Raw genomic sequence first — 20,962 nt, forward strand, 5'->3', positions numbered from 1 at the left:
CTCAGGCCTCCAGGCCCAGCGCGTGCGGCGCGTCGACGTCGCGCCTGGGGATCGTCGTGGGAAGCTCCTGGTGGTAGACGCCCGAGGGCATCAGCCCGCAGCCGCCGTACCGCTCCATCACGCGCATCTGGGCCAGCACGTCCTCCCCCGCGTGATGCCTCGGCAGCTCCCTCCAGAACGAGAAGCCGCCGACGGTCTCGAGCTTGGCGCGGTCGTACAGGACGCATCCGCCCACCCACGCTACGCGGTAGAGCCGCGGCTGCTCGAACGTCACCCCGAGCCGCCGCTGCACGTGGTAGAGGTTGGCGGCGTTGTGCAGGAGGTGCCGCCGCCACGCGCGGGTGCTGGGATCCACCCGTTCGGGCCGGACGGGGCCGTCCCAGAACTCGACCTCCTGCTCGTGCGGGCGCTCGTCGCCGCGGTGGCTGAGCCCGATCACCGCGCAGCCGACGAAACCGCATCCCTCCTCGGCCAGCGCGGAGGACATGGCGGCGACCACCTCCGGCTCCAGCAGCACGTCGTCGTCGAGGAACAGCACCGCCGGCGCGCCGGCGCGCGAGAGCAGGAAGTCGCGCTGCTCGGCCACGCCGAGGCGCGGCCTGTGGGCGTGCGTCTCGACCTCGTGCCCCCGCGCGTGCAGGACCCGCAGGGCCGTGGCGCACTCGCCGTGCGAGAAGACCTCGTCGTCCTCGCTCTGGTCCGCGACGACGACGCGGAAGCCGCCTGCGGTCTGCCCCACGAGGCTCGTCAGCGCGACCGCCAGGGCCGCCGGGCGTCCGACGGTCGGGATCAGCACGTCGAGCCCATGACCGCTCACGGCCGGCCCTCCTTCCGTGAGGAGTCCACGATCCGCTCGATGAGGCCACTCGTCGAGCGGTCGTCGACCAGCGGCAGGATCACGAGCTCTATCCCGAGCGCATGGGCCACGGCGGCCTCCGGCACCGTCTCGGCCAGGTAGTCGCCGCCCTTGGCGAACACGTCGGGCCGCAGCTCGGCCAGCAGCGCGTCGGCGGTGTCCTCCCCGAACGGGACGACCGCGTCCACCGAGGAGAGCGCGGAGAGCACGTGCACGCGCTCGGGCAGGGGGTTGACCGGCCGGGACGGCCCCTTGATGCGGCAGACCGACTCGTCGGTGTTCACGCCCACGACGAGCACGTCCCCCAGGCGCCTGGCCTGGTCGAGGTACGCGATATGACCGCCGTGCAGGATGTCGAAGCAGCCGTTGGTGAACACCACGCGACGGCCGCGCTCGCGCTCGGCGGCGAGCCTGGCCGCCAGCCGGGCCGGATCGGGCTCGTACTTCTCGCTGCCCGCGAGCGCGTCGCGGAGCTCCTCGGCCGTGCACGGGGCCGTGCCGGGCTTGCGGACGGCGACCCCGGCCGCCGCGCCGGCCAGCCGGGCGGCGCTCGAGACGTCCCCGCCGGCGGCGCAGCTCAGCGTCGCGGCCGCGAGGAACGTGTCGCCGGCGCCCGAGGGATGGGCGTGGTCCACCGCCACCGGCGGCAGCTCGAGCACGGCGCCGTCCCGCTGCAGCAGCAGCGCGCCCTCCGAATCCAGCGTCACGACGACCGCCTCGGCCCCGGTGCGCGCCAGGAGCACGGGCGCCAGGGGCGCCAGGGCGGCGGCCCGGTGGCCGGGACGCGCGCTCACGTGCTCGCCCGCCCGCTCCAGCCGCTCGACCGCCTCGGCCCCGGTGCGCGCCAGGAGCACGGGCGCCAGGGGCGCCAGGGCGGCGGCGCGGCGGCCGGGACGCGCGCTCACGTGCTCGCCCGCCCGCTCCAGCAGCGCGACCGCCTCCTCGAAGTTGGGCTTCGCCAGGGTCGGCGCGAGAGAAGCGTGCGCGTCGGGCCGCTTGGCGTCCACGGCCAGCACCGGTCGCGCGCGCCCCTCCTCGGCGCGCAGGCGGGCCAGCATCCGCGCGACGCCGGCGGAGACCACGCCGCAGGCGTAGTCGGAAACGACGACGGCCGCGCACCGGCTGTACGCGCCCTCGAGCCGCTCCGCGACCGCGCGTTGCGCCTCGCCGTCGGGGGCGGAGGTCGTCCCCTGGTCGATGCGCGCGAGCATCTGGCCGTCGGCCATCAGCCGCCGCTTGGCCGGCGTGGCGCGCCCGCGATCCACGACGAGGCCATGCGACGGCACGCCCGCCGCGTCGAGACAGCGACGCAGCGCGCCCGCGGCGTCGTCCTCGCCGACGACGGACAGCAGCGTCACCCTCGCCCCGAGCGCCGCGAGGTTGGCCGCCGCGTTGGCCGCGCCACCGGGCGCGTCCGCCTCGCCCGTGAGCGCCACGACCGGCACCGGCGCCTCACGGCACAGGCGCTCGGTACGCCCCTTCAGGTAGCCGTCGAGGATCACGTCGCCGACGACGACGACCTCCAGGCCCTCGAACTCCTCGAGGAGACCCAGCGCGTCCCTGCGCCACATGACGGCCCTCCCTCGTCGCGCCTTCGCCTACGGCCAGGACGTCTCCGTGCGCGGCATCACCATCAGCTCGGGCACGCAGCACTCCTCGGGCTGGGTGAGCACGAAGCGCACCGCGGCGGCCACGTTCTCCGGGTCCTGGAGGGTCGCCAGCGGGATGTCCGGGAACCTCTCGAGCAGGAACGGGGTGCGCATCCCGCCCGACACGATGGCGCTCACCTTGATGTTGTCCCCGCGTCCCTCCGCGTGCAGGGAGTGCGACAGGCCCAGCAGGCCCCATTTGGTCGCATGGTAGGCGCACGCGTTGGCCCAGCACCGCTTCGACGCCGTGGACGCGATGTTGACGATGTCGCCGCCACCTCGCGCGCGCATCAGCGGGAACGCCGCCTTGGACGCCGCGAACGGGGCGCGCAGGTTCACCGCGAGCACGGCGTCGAACTCCGCCTGCGACAGCTCGTCGATGGGCTTGGTGACGTCGACCGCCGCGTCGTTGACGAGGATGTCGAGGCCGCCGCGCTCGTCGGCCACCTGCCGCAGGCCCGCGGCGACGGCGCCGGCGTCCCTCACGTCCAGCGGCAGGGTCGTCACCCCCGGCCGGGCGGGATCGCCGGCGGCACGGGAGTGCAGCTTGTCCGCCGAGACGACGTCGCAACCCTCCTCGGCGAGCATCCGGCAGATCGCGTCGCCCAGCCCGCGCGCTCCGCCGGTCACCACGGCCACCTTGCCTGCCATCTCCCTCATCGGTCCTCCTTCCCGCACGACGGCGGAGCCGGCTCCGTCCGTCACACGGCCACCGGCCGCCGCTCGGCCACCTCGCTCAGCAGCTCGCCCCACTCCCGCGCGAACCGCTCGATCCCCCAGCGCCGGCACGCCGCACGCCGGGCCCCCTCGCCGAGGCGCCGCGCGTACAGCGGGTCGTCGATCAGGCCCCGCATCCGGGAGACGAGGCGCGAGACGTCCGTGTCCACGTACCCCGACACGCCGTTGCGTACCGCCACCGCCATCTCGGTGGTGGCCAGCCCGACGACGGGCACGCCGCACTGCATCGCCTCCAGCACCGCCAACCCGAGGCTCGTGTAGCGGATGGGGTTGAACAGGAAGCGGTAGTGAGCCATGAGGCGCGGCAGCTCCTCGTGTGAGACCTCCCCGAGGCCCCCCAGAGGCACCGATCCCATGCCGGCGAGGTCCAGCGGCACCTCGGCGCGCACGCGGTCCAGGACGTCGGCGCCGAGCCTGCGCCCCCGGGAGGCTATGTCGTTCACCACGACCAGGCCGCGGGGGATCTCGCCGGTGTAGCGGACGGCGGGCGGGACCTTGACGCCGTGCTCGACCACGCGGGTCCGGCACTCGCCGCAGTCCCACATCAGGTCGTTGAAGTGGGTCACGTGGACGACGAGCACCTCGGGATCGTCCACCCAGTGCCGCGTGTCCGTGGGGTGCTCCCTGGGCGGATCGTGCTCGAGGTAGACGCCCGGCAGGCGGCGCTGCTGGGGCGAGAGGATCTCGTACCGGTCCTCGGTCCAGTTGCGCCTCGACTGGTACAGCACGCAGTCCAGCTCCAGGGAGGGCGCCTCCTCGGCCGGAACCTCGTGCACGTTGTCCGGCCAGGGAAGCCCGTCCGAGCGCCCTCCGTACCCCTCGGGCCGCCCGGGCTTCACGGGGACGTGGAACTCGGCGGGCGCATGCGCCAGGTAGTACAGGTAGCTGCCGTGCACGTGCCAGGTGAGCACGTGCGGGCGGTAGGCCCGCCGTCGTCCGAAGCGCGTCGCCGTCATGCCGTTCCCTCCGTTCGAGGCGCCCTTACGGCGCCGTCGGTCCGTCACTGTGCCGTCGCCCTTCGCGCCGCTCAGACGGTCGTCGCGGCCGCGGCGTCCTCCCTCGGTGCCCGCCCGGTCGCCCGGCCTCTCGCTTCGCCGGCGGCCGCCAGCCGCGCGGCCTCCTCGGCGACCTCCGCCGGCGGGATCGCCAGGCACGCCTTGTCCCGGGGGCACTCGTAGGCGTAGCACGGCGAGCAGGCCGTCTCGCGGGTGAGCACGGCCGAGGGGACCGAGCGGGGCGCCCACTGCCCCGGCAGGTCGGTCCCCGAGAACACCGCGACCACGGGCGTGCCCACGGCGTCCGCCAGGTGCAGCGCGGCCGAGTCGTTCGCCACCACCGCCGACGCCTCGGCGAGCAGGGCCGCGAGCTCGGGGACGCCCGTCTCGCCCGCGACCGGCGCGGCGCCCGGCGTCGCGCCGGCGACCTTCCCGACGAGCTCACTCTCCCGCTCGCTCCCCACCACCGCCACGCCGCGCCCGCCTGCGGCGATCAGCCGAACGGCCTCTGCGAAGGACGTGGCGGGGTAGCGGCGCGCCGAGCAGCCGGCGCCGGGCGCCGCCGCCACGAAGCCGCCCCCGATGCCGCGCTCGTCCAGGAGCGCGCGCGCACGCCTCCGGGCCTCGGGCGGGACACGTACCTCGAGCGGGCGGCTCGGCGCCGCGAGACCGAGCCCGCGCAAGAGATCCAGGTTGCGCTCCACCTGGTGCGTCTCGTCGGCAGGGGGCGTCACGGGGTGCGTGACGACCGCGCCGGCGAACTCCCGCGAGTGCGCCGCCCGCACCGGGATCCCCGCGAGGTAGCACGCGTACGCCGGCGGGAGCGGGGATTGCGAGAAGCTGGTGAAGACGATCGCGGCGTCGTAGCGCCCCGCCGAGACGTGCCTGATGAGCCGCTTGTCGCCGGACGCGTCGTCCGCGAGCCGGCCGGACACATCCTGCCAGGAGACCCTGGCGACGAGCACGTCGTCGACCCAGGGCAGCAGGGGCGCCGCCTGCGCGCCGGCGGGCGAGCACAGCAGCGTCAGGTGTGCGGCGCCCGCGGCCTTCACCGCCCGCAGCGCGGGCCCGAGCATCACCACGTCGCCGATGTTGTCCAGCCGCACGGCGAGCACGCGGCGCGCGGCCGAGAACGGTTCACGCCACATGTGGCCTCCCGCGCGGCCGGTCCGACAGCGCGTCACGCACCTCGGCGAGGACGGCCCGAACGGGTACCCGGCCCGGCGGCCGCGGCCGGTCCGCGAGGATCGGACAAGGCAGCCCTCCACACGCGGCGGGCAGCTCCGGGTCTCGCTCCGGGACGGTCTCGTCCCGCGGTCGGGCCTCGTCCCGCGGGAGCACCGCGCGAACGGAGCCCGCGGGTGCCCACCTGCGCGGGTCCGAGGCCCCTGTGTACACGACGACCGTGGGCGCTTCGACGGCGGCGGCGAGATGCGCGACGCCGGTGTCGTTGCACACGACGAGGCGTGCCCCCTGCAGCACGGCGGCCAGCACGCCCAGCGAGGTGGACGCGCACAGGTCGGCCACGGGTACGCGTGCCGCCCCGACGACGGCTTCGCACGCGGGTGCCTCCTCCGCGGTGCCCGTGAGCGCGACACCCACGCCCGCTGCGACGACCTCCTCGGCCACGCGCACGAAGCCCTCCGGCGCCCACCTGCGCTCCGCCGCCGCCGCGCCGGGGTGCAGGCACGCGTACCCGCCCGGACCCAAGCCCGCGGCCTCGAGCAGCCGCCTCGCCTCTTCGCGGTCGGATCGCGCCACGGGGTACCGCACGCGCTCTCCGGTCCCGCCCTCCGCGCCGCTCACGAGCCGGACCCAGCGGCTCACCTCGGGGAGCCCGGGGTCGTACGGCGCCAGGCCGGGATGCGCCGGCGCGCAGGGCATGCGATACCCCAGCACCTCCCTCGCCCCGAGCTCCAGAAGGAACCCGTTCATCGCGCTGCCGTTCCCGTGCATCTGCACCGCGAGGTCGAACCGCCGCTCGCGCGCGTCGCGCAGGAACCGCTCCAGGTCCTCCCGGTTCAGCGGGACCTCGGGGATCCCGGGGTAGCCGGGGAACGGGAGCAGCTCGTCGATCAGGGGCGCGAACGCCTCCACCAGGCCTGAGACCGACGGCAGCCCGATCAGCGTCAGGCGGGCGCCGGGCGCCGCCCGGCGCAGCGCGCGCAGCGCGGGGACGGCGCACAGGAAGTCCCCGACGCCGGGCAGCGCGCGCACGACCACCACCGAGCGCGGTTCCGCTCCGCGGACGCCATCCACCGTCGTCCCCCCCGCCCCGGCGGTCACCGCCGGTCCGGCTCGGCCAGAGCAGGGGTCTTCCTACCCCCGCCTCCGGCGTCGCTAAACGGCGCGGGGAAGACGCTCGACGGCGCGCCGCGCAGGCCCTGCGGTGCGGCGGCGGCGGGTGCGCGAGGACGTGGCGGCCACCGCCCGGAGGCGGCGGACGCGGCGCGGTCAGGCGTTCGTGCTCGGGTTGATCTTGTGCAGCACCAGCGCGATGAGCGCGAGCCTGCGGCCGCGCTCCTGACACGCCTCGACGAACTGGGCGATGGTCTCCTTCATCTCCGCCGACGGACGGTACTTCACCAGACCGCCGGCGCACTGGAGGATCTTCGCCGCGCACAGCGCCTCGACCTCGGGGTCGAGCTCCTCCACGCGGCGGCCGAGACGGGACGCCAATCCCTCGAGGTCGAGGACCGCATCCGGATTGCGGTGGTAGAAGACCAGTATGTCCCAGGTCAGCAGCGACCGGACGTACCGGTCGACGAATCGCATGACCGAGGGTCCTAGGACACCCTCCAGGTCGTACACCCTAGACCCTTCCCCATCGGAGACCTGATCCACGGGCAGTTCCCGACCCGTACGCGGAACGCCGAGGCAGGGAGGCCCGTTCCCGCCGAGTCCGCCGCCGCGGCTGCAATGAGTTTAGCCTACCAGCATCTTCCTCTACGCGCGTGTAGCGCCCGGCGGCCGCGTCTCGTGCGCGAACGGTCGCACGCCCTGACGACCGGGCGCCATCCTGCGTTCGGCGGCAAGACCCCCACGACGCAGTCTTGCCTATTCCGCCCTTTGCCGGGGCGATACGTGCGCGTTCCCAGACGGGGCGCTCCTCCGGGTCACCGGACCGGAGCGCCCTCTTGCAGACCGCAGATCACCTGCATGCGCGAGGCCAGCATGAACAGCAGCGCGGCGACCAGCATCGGGCCGATCAGCACGGCCAGCACGGTGATCCACACGCCCGTCTCCCATCCGGCGACGAGACCCCACCCCACCACGACGGCCGCGCCCAGCGCCAGCAACAGGGCGGCGAGGCGTTCGTAGAACCAGCCGACGAGGAACGCCCCGACCGTGACGGCCAGCGGCAGCAGCGCCGTCCCCACCGCTTCGACGATGCCCCCGCCCTCGTACGCCCACGTGGCGCCGAACGTGGCGACCACCCAGAACGCCCCGCCCCCCAGGATGAAGAGGCGCGCCAGCACGCGCTCCACGTTCATTCGGTCGTAGCTGCAGGTCCTGGCGAGAAGCTGCATCCGTCCCCTCCTTCGCGCGGACAGCGCAGCCGCGGGGCGGCGGCGATCCCTGGCCTGTATATACCCTGGAAGGGCTGTCCAGCGGTCCCTTCCGCCCGCCGCGGCCTCAGTACCCGCTGAACCGCTCGACCAGCCGGCGGTCCTCGGGCACGGCGAGCTCGTCGAGCACCGCCGTCATCGCGTCCGCCATCGCCGGCGGCCCCGCGACCACGAAGCGCAGGCCGTCGTCCATCCGGACGTGCCGTCGGACCATTGCGGCGGTGATGAACCCGCTCTCGCCGGCCCACCCCGACGGAGGCCGCTCGTACGCGAGCACCAGACGGCACCAGCCCTCGCCGGCCATCCCCTCGAGCTCCTCCAGGAAGGGCACGCAGACGTCGTCCACGTTGCCGTAGAGGAGGACCGCGTCCAGCCCCCCTCCCCCTCGCGAGGCCGCGTCGCGCAGGATGCTGCGGGCGGGCGTCACGCCCACGCCTCCGACCAGGAAGGCGACGCGCCGGGTGCCTTCCGGCAGGACCGTACTCCCCCGTGCCCCCGAGACCTCCGCCGGATCCCCGGCCGCCATCGAAGCCAGGGCCCGCTTGAACGGCGACCCGCTGAGCCGCGTCGTGACCTCCAGGTAAGGGTCGGCGGGGGCCTGTGAGAGCGTGAACGGCTTGCTCTGCGGTCCCTCGGCCGTTCGCAGCCTCAGGAGCGCGTACTGCCCCGGAGCGAACGCGTACCCGGGAGGCTTGGCGAACCGGAACGACGCCACCCGCTCGCCGCACGACGACGAATCCAGCAGTGCGGTACCGGACCATGCTCTCGGCTCCAAGCCGGGCTCCTCCCCACGCCGCGGCACCCGCCGCGCAACGGGAAGATACCCGGCGACCTGCGGGAGGGGCCACGGGCGGGCGGCGGACCGCCGCCGGGCGAAGGCTGGGGGTCGCGATGCGTCTGGGGACCGAGCCGGTGAGGGCGACGGACTTCCCCGAAGGGCTCGACTGGCTGGGGGTACGGAGGCCGATCGCGCTGGCGGACCTCGCCGGCCGCTTCGCGCTGCTGGACTTCTGGACCTTCGGTTGAATCAACTGCATGCAACGTGCTCCCGCGGGTACGGGAGCTGCACGAGCGCTTCCCCGGGATCCTGACCGTGATCGGCGTGCACGCCGGTAAGTTCCGCGCGGAGCGCGCCACGCCGCTGATCGAGACAGCCCGCCGACGCCTGGGCGTGGAGCACCCGGTGGTGAACGACCGCCGCTTCCGCATCTGGCGCGCCTACGGGGTGACGGCATGGCCGACGGTGGCGGTCGTCGGCCCGGACGGCCGGCTCCTGGGCAGGATCGCCGGCGAGTTCGACGTCGGCGCGCTCGCCGAGGAGATCTCCGGCGCCGCGGACGCGTACCGCGCCGACGGCCTGCTGCGCCCGGGACCCGAGCCGTTCGAGACGGTGCCGTCGCCGGCCGAGGAAGGCGCGCTGCGCTTCCCGTCGCGTGCGCTGGTCTCCGGCGGCCGGCTCTTCGTGTCCGACGCCGGGCACCGCCGCGTCCTCGAGGCGGAGGCGCGGCGGGGACCGGGCCGGCTCGCGGCGCGCGTCGTGCGCGTATGGGGCGACGGGCGGCGCGGCTTCGCCGACGGCGCGGCCGGCGAGGCGCGCTTCGCCGAGCCGCAGGGGCTCGCGGCCACGGACGGGGCGGTGTTCGTGGCCGACAGGGCGAACCACGCGATCCGGCGGCTCGACCTCGCCTCCGGAGAGGTCCGCACCGTCGCGGGGACGGGAGCGCTCGCGGCGGGACGGCTCGAGGAAGGCGACGCGCGGACGCCGCTCCGCTCCCCCTGGGGGCTGCTCGCCGAGGACGGGACGCTGCTGTGCTCGATGGCCGGCAGCCACCAGCTGTGCCGCCTCCGCCCGCACGCCGGCGCGTGGTCGCTCTCCGTCGAGGCGGGCACCGGCGCCGAGGACATCCGCGACGGCCCGGCGCGGCTGGCCGCTCTCGCGCAACCGACCGGGCTGGCGGCGGGGACCGGCGGGGAGGTCCACGTCGCGGACTGCGAGTCCTCCTCGGTCCGCGCCCTCGGGGGCGGCGGTGTGCGGACGCTCGTCGGCACCGGGCTGTTCGACTTCGGCGACAGGGACGGGCCGGCCGGCGAGGCGCTGCTCCAGCATGCGGAGGACGTGGCGTTCCATCGGGGGGCGGTCGTCGCCGCCGACACCTACAACGACAAGCTCAAGCGGATCGATCCGGCGAGCGGGGAGACGCGCAGCCTCCCGGGCGAGGTCGCGGGCGGCTTGAGCGGGCCACGCGGGGTCGCGTCGCTGGGCGAGACGCTCCTCGTGACCGACACCGACGCCCACCGCCTCGTCGAGGTCGCGCCCGACGGCTCTCTCGCCGGCGTGCCGATCGAGCTGTGAGCACGGATGTGCGGCCGAGCGGGCCTCGCGCCGGTCCCAGTGTTTGGTGTTCTTCTGCGCCTGGGAAGGAATCCGAACGCTCCGGGGGCAGCCTGCCCCGGGTGTCGGCCTCGTCCGGGCCGTGGGCACCGGAGGGGCCTGGGGAGGACTCATGCGAAAGGTCGCGCTGGTCAGCGAGCACGCCTCTCCGCTCGGAGCACTGGGCGGGGTCGACAGCGGCGGACAGAACGTCTACGTCGCCCAGCTCGCCGCGCATCTCGCCCGCCTGGGGTGGACCGTCGACGTGTTCACCAGGGCGGACGCCGTCGGGCTGCCGGAGACCACGGAAGCCGCGCCCGGCGTGCGCGTCGTCCACGTCCCCGCCGGCCCGGCCCGGTTCGTGCGCAAGGAGGACATGCTGCCCTACATGGGCGAGTTCTCCGACTTCTTCGAGGGCTACGCGCGGCGGGAGCGCTACGCTCTGCTGCACGCGAACTTCTTCATGTCCGCCCTGGTCGCGGCCGAGGTCAAGCGGCGCACCGCGACGCCGTTCGTCGTGACCTTCCACGCCCTGGGCGAGGTCCGCCGGATGCACCAGGGCAACGCCGACGGCTTCCCCGAGGAACGTCTGGCGATCGAGCGTCGCGCCGTCGCCGAAGCCGACCGCGTGATCGCGGAGTGCCCGCAGGACCTCGAGGACCTCGTCGGGCTCTACGGCGCCGATCCCTCTCGGACGCCCGTCGTGCCCTGCGGCTTCGATCCGGGAGAGCTGTGGCCGGTCGACAGGGTGGAGGCGAGGCTGCGGCTGGGCCTGGACAGCGATCGCGCGATGGTGCTCCAGCTCGGCCGGATGGTGCCGAGGAAGGGCGTGGACACCGTCGTCCGGGCGCTGGCGCACCTGCGCGGCGCCCACGGTGTCGAGGCGGACCTGGTCGTCGTCGGCGGGGAGTCCTCCGAGCCCGACCCGCGCGTCACCCCGGAGATCGGGAGGCTGCTGGGGATCGCGGACGAGTGCGGGGTGGGCGACCTCGTGCGTTTCGCCGGCTCCAAGCCTCGCGACGAGCTGCGCTACTTCTACGGGGCGGCGGACGTCTTCGTCACCGTCCCTTGGTACGAGCCGTTCGGCATAACGCCGCTGGAGGCCATGGCGTGCGCCAAGCCGGTCGTGGGCTCGGCGGTCGGAGGGATCAAGCACACCGTGGTCGACGGCGAGACCGGCTTCCTCGTGCCGCCGAAGGAGCCAGAAGCCCTCGCCGCGCGGCTGGCGGCCCTGCTCGCCGAGCCCCGGGTCGCCAGGCGCTTCGGCGAGGCAGGGCGCAAGCGGGCGCTCCGGCTGTTCACATGGGAAGTGGCGGCGCGGCAGCTCGACGAGGTCTACCGGGAGGTGGCCGAGTCCGCCGCCGCGGTCCCGCTGGCGGCGCCGAAGACCGCCGACCCTCGCGACGCAGTGGCCCGCTCCATCGACGGGGCGCTGGCGGCGCTGGACGCCTCGCGCGGCGCGGCGACCGAGGACGCTGCCCGAGTCGCCGGCGCGCTGCGCGAGTGCCTCGAGCGCGGAGGCAAGCTGCTGGTGTGCGGCAACGGCGGCAGCGCCGCCGACACGCAGCACTTCGTCGCCGAGCTCGTCTGCCTGTTCCGCCGCCGCGACCGGCGCCCGATGCGGGCGATCGCCCTGACCGCCGACGCCGCCGTGATGACCGCCTGGTCCAACGACGCAGGCTTCGAGGAGGTGTTCGCCCGGCAGGTCGAGGCGTTGGGCGAACCCGGCGACGCGCTGCTCGCCATCAGCACCAGCGGACGCTCCGCGAACGTGACGCGAGCCCTCCGGACCGCACGGCTGCTCGGCATGAGCTGCCTGGCGCTCCTCGGGGGGGACGGCGGGGAGGCGCTGCGGGACACCGACGCCGCCGTCGTGGTCCCCTCGCACGACACGCCTCGCGTCCAGGAGGTGCACATCACGCTCCTGCACGCCATCGCCGAGGTGCTCGAGGAGGCCGCGGCAGCCGTCGGTGAGGAGGGCGAGACCGTCGGCCCGAAGGTCGTCCCGGTGCACGCGGCGGCGGCCGGGCACGGGACGAGCCGGCTGCGGACATGGGACGGCAGTGCGAGCGGTCTTCCTTGACAAGGACGGGACGCTCGTCGAGGACGCGCCCTACAGCGCCGAGCCCGGCGGGATGAGGCTCGCTCAGGGCGCCGGGGACGCGCTGGCGCGACTCGCGGGTGCGGGCTACGCGCTCGTGGTCGTCTCGAACCAGTCCGGCGTGGCGCGCGGCTTCTTCGCTCCCTCGGCCCTGCGCCCGATGCGGGTCCGGCTCGAGGAGCTCGTCGCCGAGGCCGGCGTCTCCCTGCTCGACGTGGCGTTCTGCCCCCACCACCCGGAGGGGACGGTGCGGGAGTACGCGAGGGTGTGCGGGTGCCGCAAGCCTGCTCCGGGCATGCTGCTCGGCGTCGCCGAGCGGCACGGCATAGACCTGGAGGGATCGTGGATGGTCGGCGACATACTCGACGACGTGGAGGCCGGCAGGCGCGCGGGCTGCCGCACGGTGCTGCTGTGCAACGGCGGCGAGACCGAATGGCGGTTCGACCGGTGGCGCCTGCCCGACGCGTTCGCGCTCGACCTCGGGCGCGCCGCCCGGGCGGTCCTCGGCGAGGAGGGGCGGCATGGATAGGCTCGGCACGCTGACGGCGTCCTTCGCGGGCCTGCGCGTCCTCGTGGTCGGCGACGCGATGCTCGACCGCTACCTGAGCGGCGCGGCCCACCGCCTGTGCCCGGAGGCGCCGGTGCCGGTCGTCGACGTGACCGAGCGCCGCGAGGCGCCCGGCGGCGCCGCCAACACCGCGCTGAACGCCGCCGCCCTCGGCGCGGGGGTCTCGCTCGTGGCGCTGCTCGGCGGCGACGCCGAGGGCGCACGGCTGGCGTCGGCCCTCTCCGCGGCCGGCGTCGACCTCGGCCCCTGCGTGGGGGTCGAGGGCCGCAGCACGCTCGTCAAGCAGCGGGTCGCCGCGGGCGGCCAGGTACTGCTGCGGCTGGACGAGGGCGACGTCCTCGCGCCCGACGAGGCGGCACAGGACCGCGTGGGCGAGATGATCGGCGAGGCCTGGGACGGCCACGACGCCGTGGTGGTCTCGGACTACGCCTACGGCGCGGTGACGCCCGCGGTGATCGCCGCCCTGGGCCGCGTGCAGCGGCGCTCGCCGAAGGTCCTCGTCGCGGACTCCAAGCACCTGACCGGCTACCGGCACGTCGGGGTGAGCGCGGTGAAGCCCAACTACGCCGGCGCGGTCAGTCTGCTCGGCGAGGAGGCCGGCTCCGACGGCGCTTCCCGGGCCGACGCTCTGGCGGCGCGCGGGGAGCGCATGCTCGCGCTGTCCGGCGCCCGGATCGCCGCCGTCACGCTGGACGCCGAGGGGGCGATCGTCTTCGAGCGCGACCGCGCCCCCTACCGCACGTACGCGCGCACTGCGTCGTCGGCGGGTCCCTCCGGCGCCGGGGACACCTACACGTGCGCGTTCGCCCTGGCGCTCGCCGCGGGCGCTGACACCCCGGAAGCGGCCGAGATCGCGCAGGCGGCGGCGTCGGTCGTCGTCGCGCAGCCCGGGACGAGCACCTGCCGTGCCGAGGAGCTGGCCGCCGCTATCGGAGGACTGGGCAAAGCGGCGGGCTGCGCGGAGGAGGCGGCGCGCCGGCTGGAGCCCCTGCGCGCGTCGGGCGGGCGCGTCGTGCTCACCAACGGCTGCTTCGACATCCTGCACCGCGGGCACGTGACGTACCTGAGCCAGGCCAAGTCGCTCGGGGACGTGCTCGTCGTGGGCGTCAACTGCGACGAGGGCGTCCGCCGGCTCAAGGGCCCCGGGCGGCCCGTCAACCAGCTCGAGGACAGGATGCACGTGCTGGAGGCGCTGTCCTGTGTGGACCTGGTCGTGCCCTTCGCCGAGGACACGCCGCACGCGCTCATCTCGGCGGTGCGCCCGGACGTCTTCGTGAAGGGCGGCGACTACACGCTCGAGCGCCTCCCCGAGGCCGAGCTCGTCCGCACCCTGGGCGGGGAGGTGCGGCTGCTCCCCTGCGTGCAGGACCGCTCGACCTCGGGACTGATCGACCGGATCCGGACCGAGGAGCCGCGGCGCACCTCGGACGGCCGGTGAGGGCCACCGCGAGAGGAGAGAGGAGAGGGCATGGGTGACGCGGCGTGGGACGCGGCGCGAGAAGTGCTGTGCGTACGGCTGGACACGATCGGCGACGTCCTGATGTCCACGCCTGCCCTCCGGGCGCTGAAGCGCTCCGCGCCGGGACGCCGCGTGACGCTGCTGACCTCCTCGGCCGCGGAGGGAGCCGCCCGTCTCGTGCCCGAGGTCGACGACGTGATCGCGTACGACCCCCCCTGGATGAAGGCCACCCCCCCGAGGAGCGACAGCGGGCCCGAGTTCGCTCAGGCCCAGGAGTTGCGGCAGCGCGGATTCGACGCCGCGGTCGTCTTCACGGTCTTCAGCCAGAACCCCCTGCCCTCGGCGATGCTGTGCCACCTCGCCGACATCCCGCTGCGGCTCGCGCACTGCCGGGAGAACCCCTACCAGCTCCTCACGCACTGGGTGCGAGAGACCGAGCCCGAACACGGCGTGCGCCACGAGGTGCGCCGCCAGCTCGACCTGGTGTCCGCCGTGGGTGCCCGGACGGCGGACGAGCGCCTCTCGCTCCGGGTGCCGCCGGAGGCGGCACGGCGCGTAGGCGCGTTGCTCGCCCGCTGCGGCATCGGCCCCGGGGAGCGGCTGGCGGTGCTGCACCCGGGTGCCACGGCGCCGTCGCGCCGTTGGCCGGCCGCGCGGTTCGGCGCGGTAGCCTCCCGTCTCGCGGCGGAGGAGGGCGCGGCGATCGCCTTCAGCGGGACGCCGGAGGAGGCGCCGCTGGTCGCGGCGGCCGTCGCCGCGTGCGAGGCGCCCGCCGCGGACCTGACCGGACGGCTCGGCATCGAGGAGCTGGCCGCTCTCGTGGCGCACGCGGACGTGCTGGTCACCAACAACACCGGGCCCGCGCACCTCGCCGCCGCCGCGGGCACGCCGGTGGTCGACCTCTACGCGCTGACGAACCCGCAGCACGCCCCCTGGATGGTGCCGAGCAGGGTCCTGAACGACGCCGTCCCTTGCGCGTGCTGCTATTCGAGCACGTGCCGCTCGGGTCATCACCGCTGCCTTCTGGGCGTATCGGCGGACCGCGCCGCCGAAGCCGCCGCCGAACTGCTCGACGCGGCCGCCCCGTCCGAGGACGACACGGGAGGGTGCGCGCGGGCCTGAGGTCCGGCTCGCCCGGCCAGCGGTCCAGGCGGGCGAAGCGGGCTAGCGGATGATCGTCCTCAGCGTGCCGAGGACGGGCTCGTCCACGGCGGGCGGCCCGCCGTAGACCTGCACGCAGCGTAACGACGGGCCCAGGTCGCTCACCGCGCGGCCGGTCACCTGCGGGAGGTCGTGGCGGCGAGTCAGCAGGACCACCCCGGAGCGGCCTCCGGCCGCCACTCCCCCGCACAGCGCATCGGGGAAGTCGCCTCCGGTCGCCACCCCCACGAACGCGTCCCCCGCCGACCCCATGAACCTGCCGAGGACCGATGCTCGCACGGCGGTCTCGTACCTGTCGCTGCCGCCGGCCCGGACGACCATGGCGTGCCCCGCGATCCACCGCTCCGCCCCCTCGGAGACGGCCGGGGGCCCGCCGGCGATAACGATCCTCGTGAAGTGACCCCGGGATATCGCGTTGCGGGTCACCTTAGGCAGCGAGGTCGGCTTGACGAGCAGGATGGGCGAGCGGGAACCGTATGCGAACGGCGAGACGGCCAAGGCGTCGGGGAAGGTGTCTCCGCGAGCCACGAACCCGAGGGACCTCGGTCCTTCGCGCCGCTCGAGCTCCTTGGCGACCAGCACGGCCGTCTCGTAACGGTCGGACCCCCCGATCCGCTGTGTGCTCAACCCCGCCTGGCGCACGGCCTTGGCTACGCCCTCGGACACCGCTGGGGGACCGCCCGCGATGACCGCCTTCTTCGCCCCCAGTCGAAGCATCTCGTCGCGGGCGACCGCCGGAAGCCTGTCGCGTCTCGTCAACAGCAGGGGACAGCGGTACGAGCCGGCGAGCCCGGAGGCGGCCAGGGCGTCGGCGAAGCCCTCCCCGGTCGCGATGATGACCGTGTCGGCCTCCGAGAAGTTGGCCTTGCTGATGATGACGGAGGTCTCGTACCGGTCCCTGCCGCCGAGGCGCGTCAGAGTAGGTCCCGCTTGCGGCACCACGGACGTGCGAACGGTGACGGAGCGACGCCGAAGGAGGCTCTCGGCCGGTTCCGGCGCCGCCGGCTCGACCGACCCGTTCAGCTTCGGCGCGCCGAGGTCGACCTTCAGTTCCAGGCTGCCGCGCCAGTCCACGCCGCCTTCGGCTCCCACGACGGCGAGGTGCAGCGTCCTTCGGCCCTCCGGCACGACGATCTCCGGATCGGCCTCCGCCCACTCGCCGACGTCGGCGTCCCATCGGTGCAGCACCCGCCTCCCCGGCGCGACCACGCGGACCCTGGTGGGCGTGCGCCGCCAGGCGAACCAGGAATCGGCGAGCGGCGGCTCGACGAGCACGAGCGGAGCGGCGGGCGCACCTCCCGTCCCCGGGGGCGGCGCCGAGGGCGTGAGCGCGGCCGGGATGAAGCCGCCGGCGACCCCGGGCTGGTATGCGAGCGCGCGCGAGCCGGATCGCGACGACGCGAGAGCGGCGACGCATAGGACGAGGAGCGCCACGCCTCTCGCCCCACCATGCCTGCCGATGAACGGGCGCACGCGGAAGTCCCCTCTCCGTGCCGACGCTGCTATCTCGGTCGGCACGGCGCGCTGCCGCCAGCAGGCGGAGACGGATGGATCCCGACGAACGGTCGCCACCCGAGGATGAACGGTGGTCCTCAGCGCTTCCCGAAGAAGCCCTCCAGCGCCTCGGCACGCAGGTCGTCCGCCCTGCGCAAGTGGGCGATCGCCTCGTCCCCGAGCCCGGCCAGCCGGTCCTCGGCCCAGCCGGCGTCCGCGACGTCGGAGGGCGGGCGCATGCGGAGGAGCTCCTCGCGCAGCTTCTCCGAGCGGGTGACGAGGTCGTTGTACTCGCTCACCTTTCCCGCCCCTCCCAGACGCGCCATCCGCGTGACGAGAGCGGCCTCCTCGCGCTCCTTCACCACGTAGGCGACGGCCTCGTCGAAACCGGACTCGGGCTCGGATCCGTGAGCGGACCGGTACGCCGCCTCGGCGTCTCGGAAGGACTCCTCGGCGGCCTTGGCCTTGCGCTCGGACGCCCGCCACTTCCCCGCGTTCACCAACTGGATCGCCTCGTTGACCTCGCGCTGTCCCTCCGATCCGGCCGTGCGCGCGCTCGCGACCCTATCGATCAGCGCGCCTACGCGGCCGGTCTCGGCCAGCATCTCGCCGAGGCCCTCCACGCCGAGGCGCGCCTCATCCAGCGAGCGCGCGTACGTGTCGCGCGCGGCCCCCGGTCGGGCGCGCCCGATCGCCCGCTCCGCGGCGTCGAGCTCGGCTCGCGCCCGGTCCAGATCCACCGTCGCCGAGGCGGCGACCGAAGCCAGCTTCGGGCCGACAGGCTGGTCCGAGACCAGTTCCGTCGCCTCGAAGACGGTCTGGACGGCCTCCACCGCGGCGATCGCCGCGTCGTATCGCTCCTCGGCGGAGCGGACCGCGCGCTCGTCGCGCGCCTGGCTCGTGAGGCGCATCCCCGCGGTGGCGGCGCCCGCGCCCAGGGCCACGAGAGCCACGGCGACCAGCGCGAGCCGCAGCAGGCCCCAGCCCCCGGTCCCGGGCGGTTCCGCCGCGGCGTGAGGGGTCTCGACCACGCCGCCTGGCGCCGCGTCCGGCGCCGCCTGCTGGACGGGCGGCTGCTGTCCCGCCGGCGTGTCGTGTCCGTCCATCCCTCTCCTCGCTGATCGGTGAGCAGGCGCTAAGCCCGGGCTCGTACACGGTCGATTGTAGTGGATGGGACGACACCGCCAGCAAAGGACGGGCCCGGCCGCGAGAACGGCAGACGGCTTGCTTCCGTGCAGGGAGGCCCACCGGCAGGACGAACCACTGCAGCAGAGGAACTCCCGAACGGAGCGACACTTGAAGGACCACACCCCCCGCGCCCCGCGCCGTCCGTCCCTGACCACCGCCCTCCTCGTCTGCGCGACCGCCCTGGGCGCCGCGCTCGCCGGGCCGCCGGCGGCCTCCGCGCTGCTCCTCGAGATGTCGGTCGAGGAGATGAGCGCGACCGCCTCGCGGATCGTGCTCGGCGAGGTGAACTCGGTCGGCTCCCGGATGGACGCCGACGAGGGCGTCTCCACCGAGTCCCGCGTCCGCGTCCTGCGCACGCTGAAAGGGCGGCCCGCCGGCGAGCTCCGCGTCTCGTATCCCGGGGGCTCCCTCGGACCGCTCACGGTGGTGGTGCCCGACGCGCCGTCGCTCGCCCCGGGGATGCGCGCGCTGTTCTTCCTCGATGACGCGGGGCGCCCGATCGGCTGGCGAGAGAGCGTGCTGGAGGTCCGCCGAGGAGAGGTCCCGCGCGAGCGCCAGAGCCTCGCGCACGTCGAGACGAGGATACGAGCCGCCGCCGCGCTCCCGCCGGAGGCCGTCCCCGACGCGCCGACCGCCCCGGCGCTGCTCGATTCCGCCGTCGAGGCAGCCGCCGGCCCGAGCATCGGCTCGGTCTCCCCCGCCTCCGCCTCGGCCGGGACCGGTTCCGTGGTGGTCATCACCGGCTCGGGGTTCGGCGGCCAGGCGGGTTCGGTGGGGTTCTTCTACCGCTCCGGCCAGCCGGAGATCCACGGCAAGGTCGTCTCCTGGAGCGATACCCGCATCGAGGTCGTCGTCCCGGTCGGCTACGTGAACGGCTACCCGGGCTCGGCCGGCAGCGGCCCGCTCACGGTGCGGACGGCCGGTGGCGAGTCCGCCACCAAGGACTTCCGCGTCACCTTCGGCTTCGGCGGCAACCGCTGGCCGGGGGGCCGGGTCGCTTACAGGGTGAACGCGAACGGCCCCGTTCCGGGCACCAAGGCGGCCGTCGACGCCGCCGCCGCCACGTGGAGCGCGGCGGGCAACCTCCTGATGGTCAACGAAGGGGCGACCTCGGTCACGAAGCCGCAGGCCGGCGACGGCAACACCGTCTCCTGGGCCGACCTGCCCGCCGGGGTCCTCGGCCAGGCGTCGCTGCGCTTCTACAACGGCCAGATGCTCGAGACCGACTTCGCGTTCAACCGGGTCTTCACCTCCTGGGGCGACGGCTCGCCGGGGACCATCGACCTCCAGTCGGTCGCCCTGCACGAGATGGGGCACTGGATCGACCTTCGCGACCTGTACGGGGCGAACGACGCGGGCAAGGTGATGCGGGGGGTCATCGGCACCGGCGTGCGCCGCCGCGTGCTGACTGCCGACGACGCCGCCGGCCCGAGGTACGCCTACGGCGCGCCGCCGGCGACGGTGCCCATCAAGCGCCTCTCCGGCGCGGACCGCTACGCCACCTCGGCGGCCGTCTCGCGTTCGGCGTTCCCCGCCGCGCCCGCCGTCGTGCTGGCCACCGGCCAGGACTTCCCCGACGCTCTCGCCGCCTCGGGCCTCGCCGGAAGCTACGGCGGCCCACTGTTGCTCACGCGGCGCGGAGACCTGCCCTCGGAGGTGCGCTCGGAGATCGTGCGCCTGAAGGCGAGCCGCGTGATCGTCGTGGGTGGCGCTTCCGCCGTCAGCGCCACGGTGGCCCGCACGGCCGCCGCCATCCCGGGGGTCACCGTGGAGCGCGTCGCCGGGGCCGACCGCTACGAGACGGCAGCCGCGGTCGCGAGGCGCATCGCGTCGCGCGAGGGCGGCATCGGCGAGGCGTTCCTGGTGCGCGGCGACTCCTTCGCCGATGCGCTGGCCGTGGCGCCCTACGCCTACTCGCAGCGCATCCCCGTCCTGCTCGCCTCGCAGACCGGCCTTCCCTCCGCCTCGCGCAACGTTCTCGCGTCGGCGGGCACCGGCACGGTCGTCGTCGCCGGGAGCACGTCGGCGGTGCCGAGGACGGCCGTCAGCGCGCTCTCGGCCTCGACGGTGCGGGTCGCCGGAGCGAACCGTTACGAGACCGCGTCCGCGATGGTGGGCTACGCGGTGTCACGGGGTTGGACCGAACCCGGCAGCGTCGCGGTGGCCACGGGCACGAGCTTCCCCGATGCGCTGGGCGGCGGGGCGGCTGTCGGGTCGGCCGGCGGAGGGGTGCTGCTCACGGCGCCGGCGTCGCTGTCCTCCCCGGCGGCCAGGCGCCTGACCGCCTCCAAGCGGACGCTCGAGAGGGTGACCGTGCTGGGCAGCACGAAGGCGGTGTCCTCGGCGGTCGTCTCGCAGATATCGCTCGCGTTGCGATAGCGGACGGCCCGCGGACCGGCACCGCCCGGAGCCGGCAGGGGGCCTACGCGCTGTGGGGCCCGGGCTCCTCGGGCACCTCGCCGCAGATGCCGAAGCACTCCCGGTGCGGTTCGTTCACCACGATCATCACGTCGTCGGCCGACACACCCGGCGACAGCGCGAGACTGTGGACGATGCGCTCGTAGAGGTCGCGCTTGACCGCGCCGTCGCGGGGCAGCATCGAGATCTCGATCAGCGTGAGCCGGTCGGACTTGGTCTCCGGGACGTCGAGGTCGGACGGCTCGTACTCCGCGATGCGTTGCATGATCCGCTCGTCGGGCACGCCCAGGGCCTCCACGAGCGCGCGCCTCACCCCGTGCAGGAGCGCCCGCCGGTACTGCCCCGTCTTGCCGGCCTGGATCTCGATCCTGACGAAGGGCACGCGTTCCTCCGCT

The 20,962-nt window shown here is 74.7% G+C and carries 18 protein-coding genes; 6 read left to right on the forward strand and 12 right to left on the reverse strand.

What is annotated here, in order from left to right; translation table 11 throughout:
- Nucleotide 1: 1 nt before the first annotated feature.
- From IBX62_02255 to IBX62_02295, 9 genes are all read right to left on the reverse strand, one after another.
- Complete coding sequence (locus tag IBX62_02255; protein ID MBE0475904.1) at nucleotides 2-817, reverse strand: glycosyltransferase family 2 protein; 816 nt, start codon at nucleotides 815-817, stop codon at nucleotides 2-4.
- Complete coding sequence (locus IBX62_02260) at nucleotides 814-2,427, reverse strand: bifunctional heptose 7-phosphate kinase/heptose 1-phosphate adenyltransferase (GenBank protein MBE0475905.1); 1,614 nt, start codon at nucleotides 2,425-2,427, stop codon at nucleotides 814-816. The genes IBX62_02255 and IBX62_02260 overlap by 4 nt, the downstream gene beginning before the upstream one ends.
- A gap of 27 nt (nucleotides 2,428-2,454) precedes the next feature.
- A complete protein-coding gene (locus IBX62_02265) occupies nucleotides 2,455-3,165 on the reverse strand; it encodes an SDR family oxidoreductase (GenBank protein MBE0475906.1) in 711 nt (236 codons plus the stop codon).
- A 41-nt stretch (nucleotides 3,166-3,206) separates the two neighbouring features.
- Nucleotides 3,207-4,199, reverse strand: coding sequence for a glycosyltransferase family 4 protein (locus IBX62_02270; GenBank protein ID MBE0475907.1), 993 nt, complete (start codon nucleotides 4,197-4,199; stop codon nucleotides 3,207-3,209).
- 71 nt (nucleotides 4,200-4,270) lie between these two features.
- Nucleotides 4,271-5,386 (reverse strand): glycosyltransferase family 9 protein, encoded by a 1,116-nt coding sequence (locus IBX62_02275; protein MBE0475908.1) that lies wholly within the window; start codon nucleotides 5,384-5,386, stop codon nucleotides 4,271-4,273.
- Nucleotides 5,376-6,497: a glycosyltransferase family 9 protein gene (locus tag IBX62_02280; GenBank protein ID MBE0475909.1), complete on the reverse strand. Its 1,122-nt coding sequence runs from the start codon at nucleotides 6,495-6,497 to the stop codon at nucleotides 5,376-5,378. Before IBX62_02280 ends, IBX62_02275 begins: the two co-directional genes overlap by 11 nt.
- Before the next feature lie 195 nt (nucleotides 6,498-6,692).
- The gene (locus tag IBX62_02285; GenBank protein ID MBE0475910.1) at nucleotides 6,693-7,049 is read right to left on the reverse strand and encodes a hypothetical protein; all 357 of its coding nucleotides are present in this window, start codon (nucleotides 7,047-7,049) and stop codon (nucleotides 6,693-6,695) included.
- A gap of 305 nt (nucleotides 7,050-7,354) precedes the next feature.
- Complete coding sequence (locus IBX62_02290) at nucleotides 7,355-7,768, reverse strand: hypothetical protein (protein ID MBE0475911.1); 414 nt, start codon at nucleotides 7,766-7,768, stop codon at nucleotides 7,355-7,357.
- 106 nt (nucleotides 7,769-7,874) lie between these two features.
- On the reverse strand, nucleotides 7,875-8,582 hold the full coding sequence (locus tag IBX62_02295; protein ID MBE0475912.1) for an FAD-dependent oxidoreductase: 708 nt from the start codon (nucleotides 8,580-8,582) through the stop codon (nucleotides 7,875-7,877).
- Nucleotides 8,583-8,849: 267 nt separating this feature from the next.
- Between IBX62_02295 and IBX62_02300 the strand changes: the two genes are divergently transcribed.
- The 5 genes from IBX62_02300 (at nucleotide 8,850) to IBX62_02320 (ending at nucleotide 15,428) form a co-directional block, all read left to right on the forward strand.
- A complete protein-coding gene (locus IBX62_02300; GenBank protein ID MBE0475913.1) occupies nucleotides 8,850-10,160 on the forward strand; it encodes an alkyl hydroperoxide reductase in 1,311 nt (436 codons plus the stop codon).
- A gap of 151 nt (nucleotides 10,161-10,311) precedes the next feature.
- Entirely contained in the window at nucleotides 10,312-12,261 is a 1,950-nt protein-coding gene (locus IBX62_02305; GenBank protein ID MBE0475914.1) for a glycosyltransferase, read from the forward strand.
- On the forward strand, nucleotides 12,242-12,808 hold the full coding sequence (locus IBX62_02310) for an HAD family hydrolase (protein MBE0475915.1): 567 nt from the start codon (nucleotides 12,242-12,244) through the stop codon (nucleotides 12,806-12,808). The genes IBX62_02305 and IBX62_02310 overlap by 20 nt, the downstream gene beginning before the upstream one ends.
- On the forward strand, nucleotides 12,801-14,285 hold the full coding sequence (gene rfaE2 / locus IBX62_02315) for a D-glycero-beta-D-manno-heptose 1-phosphate adenylyltransferase (protein ID MBE0475916.1): 1,485 nt from the start codon (nucleotides 12,801-12,803) through the stop codon (nucleotides 14,283-14,285). Before IBX62_02310 ends, rfaE2 begins: the two co-directional genes overlap by 8 nt.
- Before the next feature lie 30 nt (nucleotides 14,286-14,315).
- A complete protein-coding gene (locus IBX62_02320; GenBank protein ID MBE0475917.1) occupies nucleotides 14,316-15,428 on the forward strand; it encodes a glycosyltransferase family 9 protein in 1,113 nt (370 codons plus the stop codon).
- 42 nt (nucleotides 15,429-15,470) lie between these two features.
- Here the strand turns inward: IBX62_02320 and IBX62_02325 are convergent, their stop codons facing one another.
- Nucleotides 15,471-16,901, reverse strand: coding sequence for a cell wall-binding repeat-containing protein (locus tag IBX62_02325; GenBank protein ID MBE0475918.1), 1,431 nt, complete (start codon nucleotides 16,899-16,901; stop codon nucleotides 15,471-15,473).
- Between the two features lie 158 nt (nucleotides 16,902-17,059).
- A complete protein-coding gene (locus IBX62_02330; protein ID MBE0475919.1) occupies nucleotides 17,060-18,067 on the reverse strand; it encodes a hypothetical protein in 1,008 nt (335 codons plus the stop codon).
- A gap of 190 nt (nucleotides 18,068-18,257) precedes the next feature.
- On the opposite strand from IBX62_02330, the gene IBX62_02335 reads away from it, so the two are divergent.
- The gene (locus IBX62_02335) at nucleotides 18,258-20,528 is read left to right on the forward strand and encodes a cell wall-binding repeat-containing protein (GenBank protein MBE0475920.1); all 2,271 of its coding nucleotides are present in this window, start codon (nucleotides 18,258-18,260) and stop codon (nucleotides 20,526-20,528) included.
- Nucleotides 20,529-20,571: 43 nt separating this feature from the next.
- On the opposite strand, the gene IBX62_02340 is transcribed toward IBX62_02335, so the two are convergent.
- A complete protein-coding gene (locus IBX62_02340; protein ID MBE0475921.1) occupies nucleotides 20,572-20,949 on the reverse strand; it encodes a tautomerase family protein in 378 nt (125 codons plus the stop codon).
- Between the last annotated feature and the right edge of the window lie 13 nt (nucleotides 20,950-20,962).

Source organism: Coriobacteriia bacterium (assembly GCA_014859305.1).
Taxonomy (GTDB): Bacteria; Actinomycetota; Coriobacteriia; order Anaerosomatales; family Kmv31; genus Kmv31.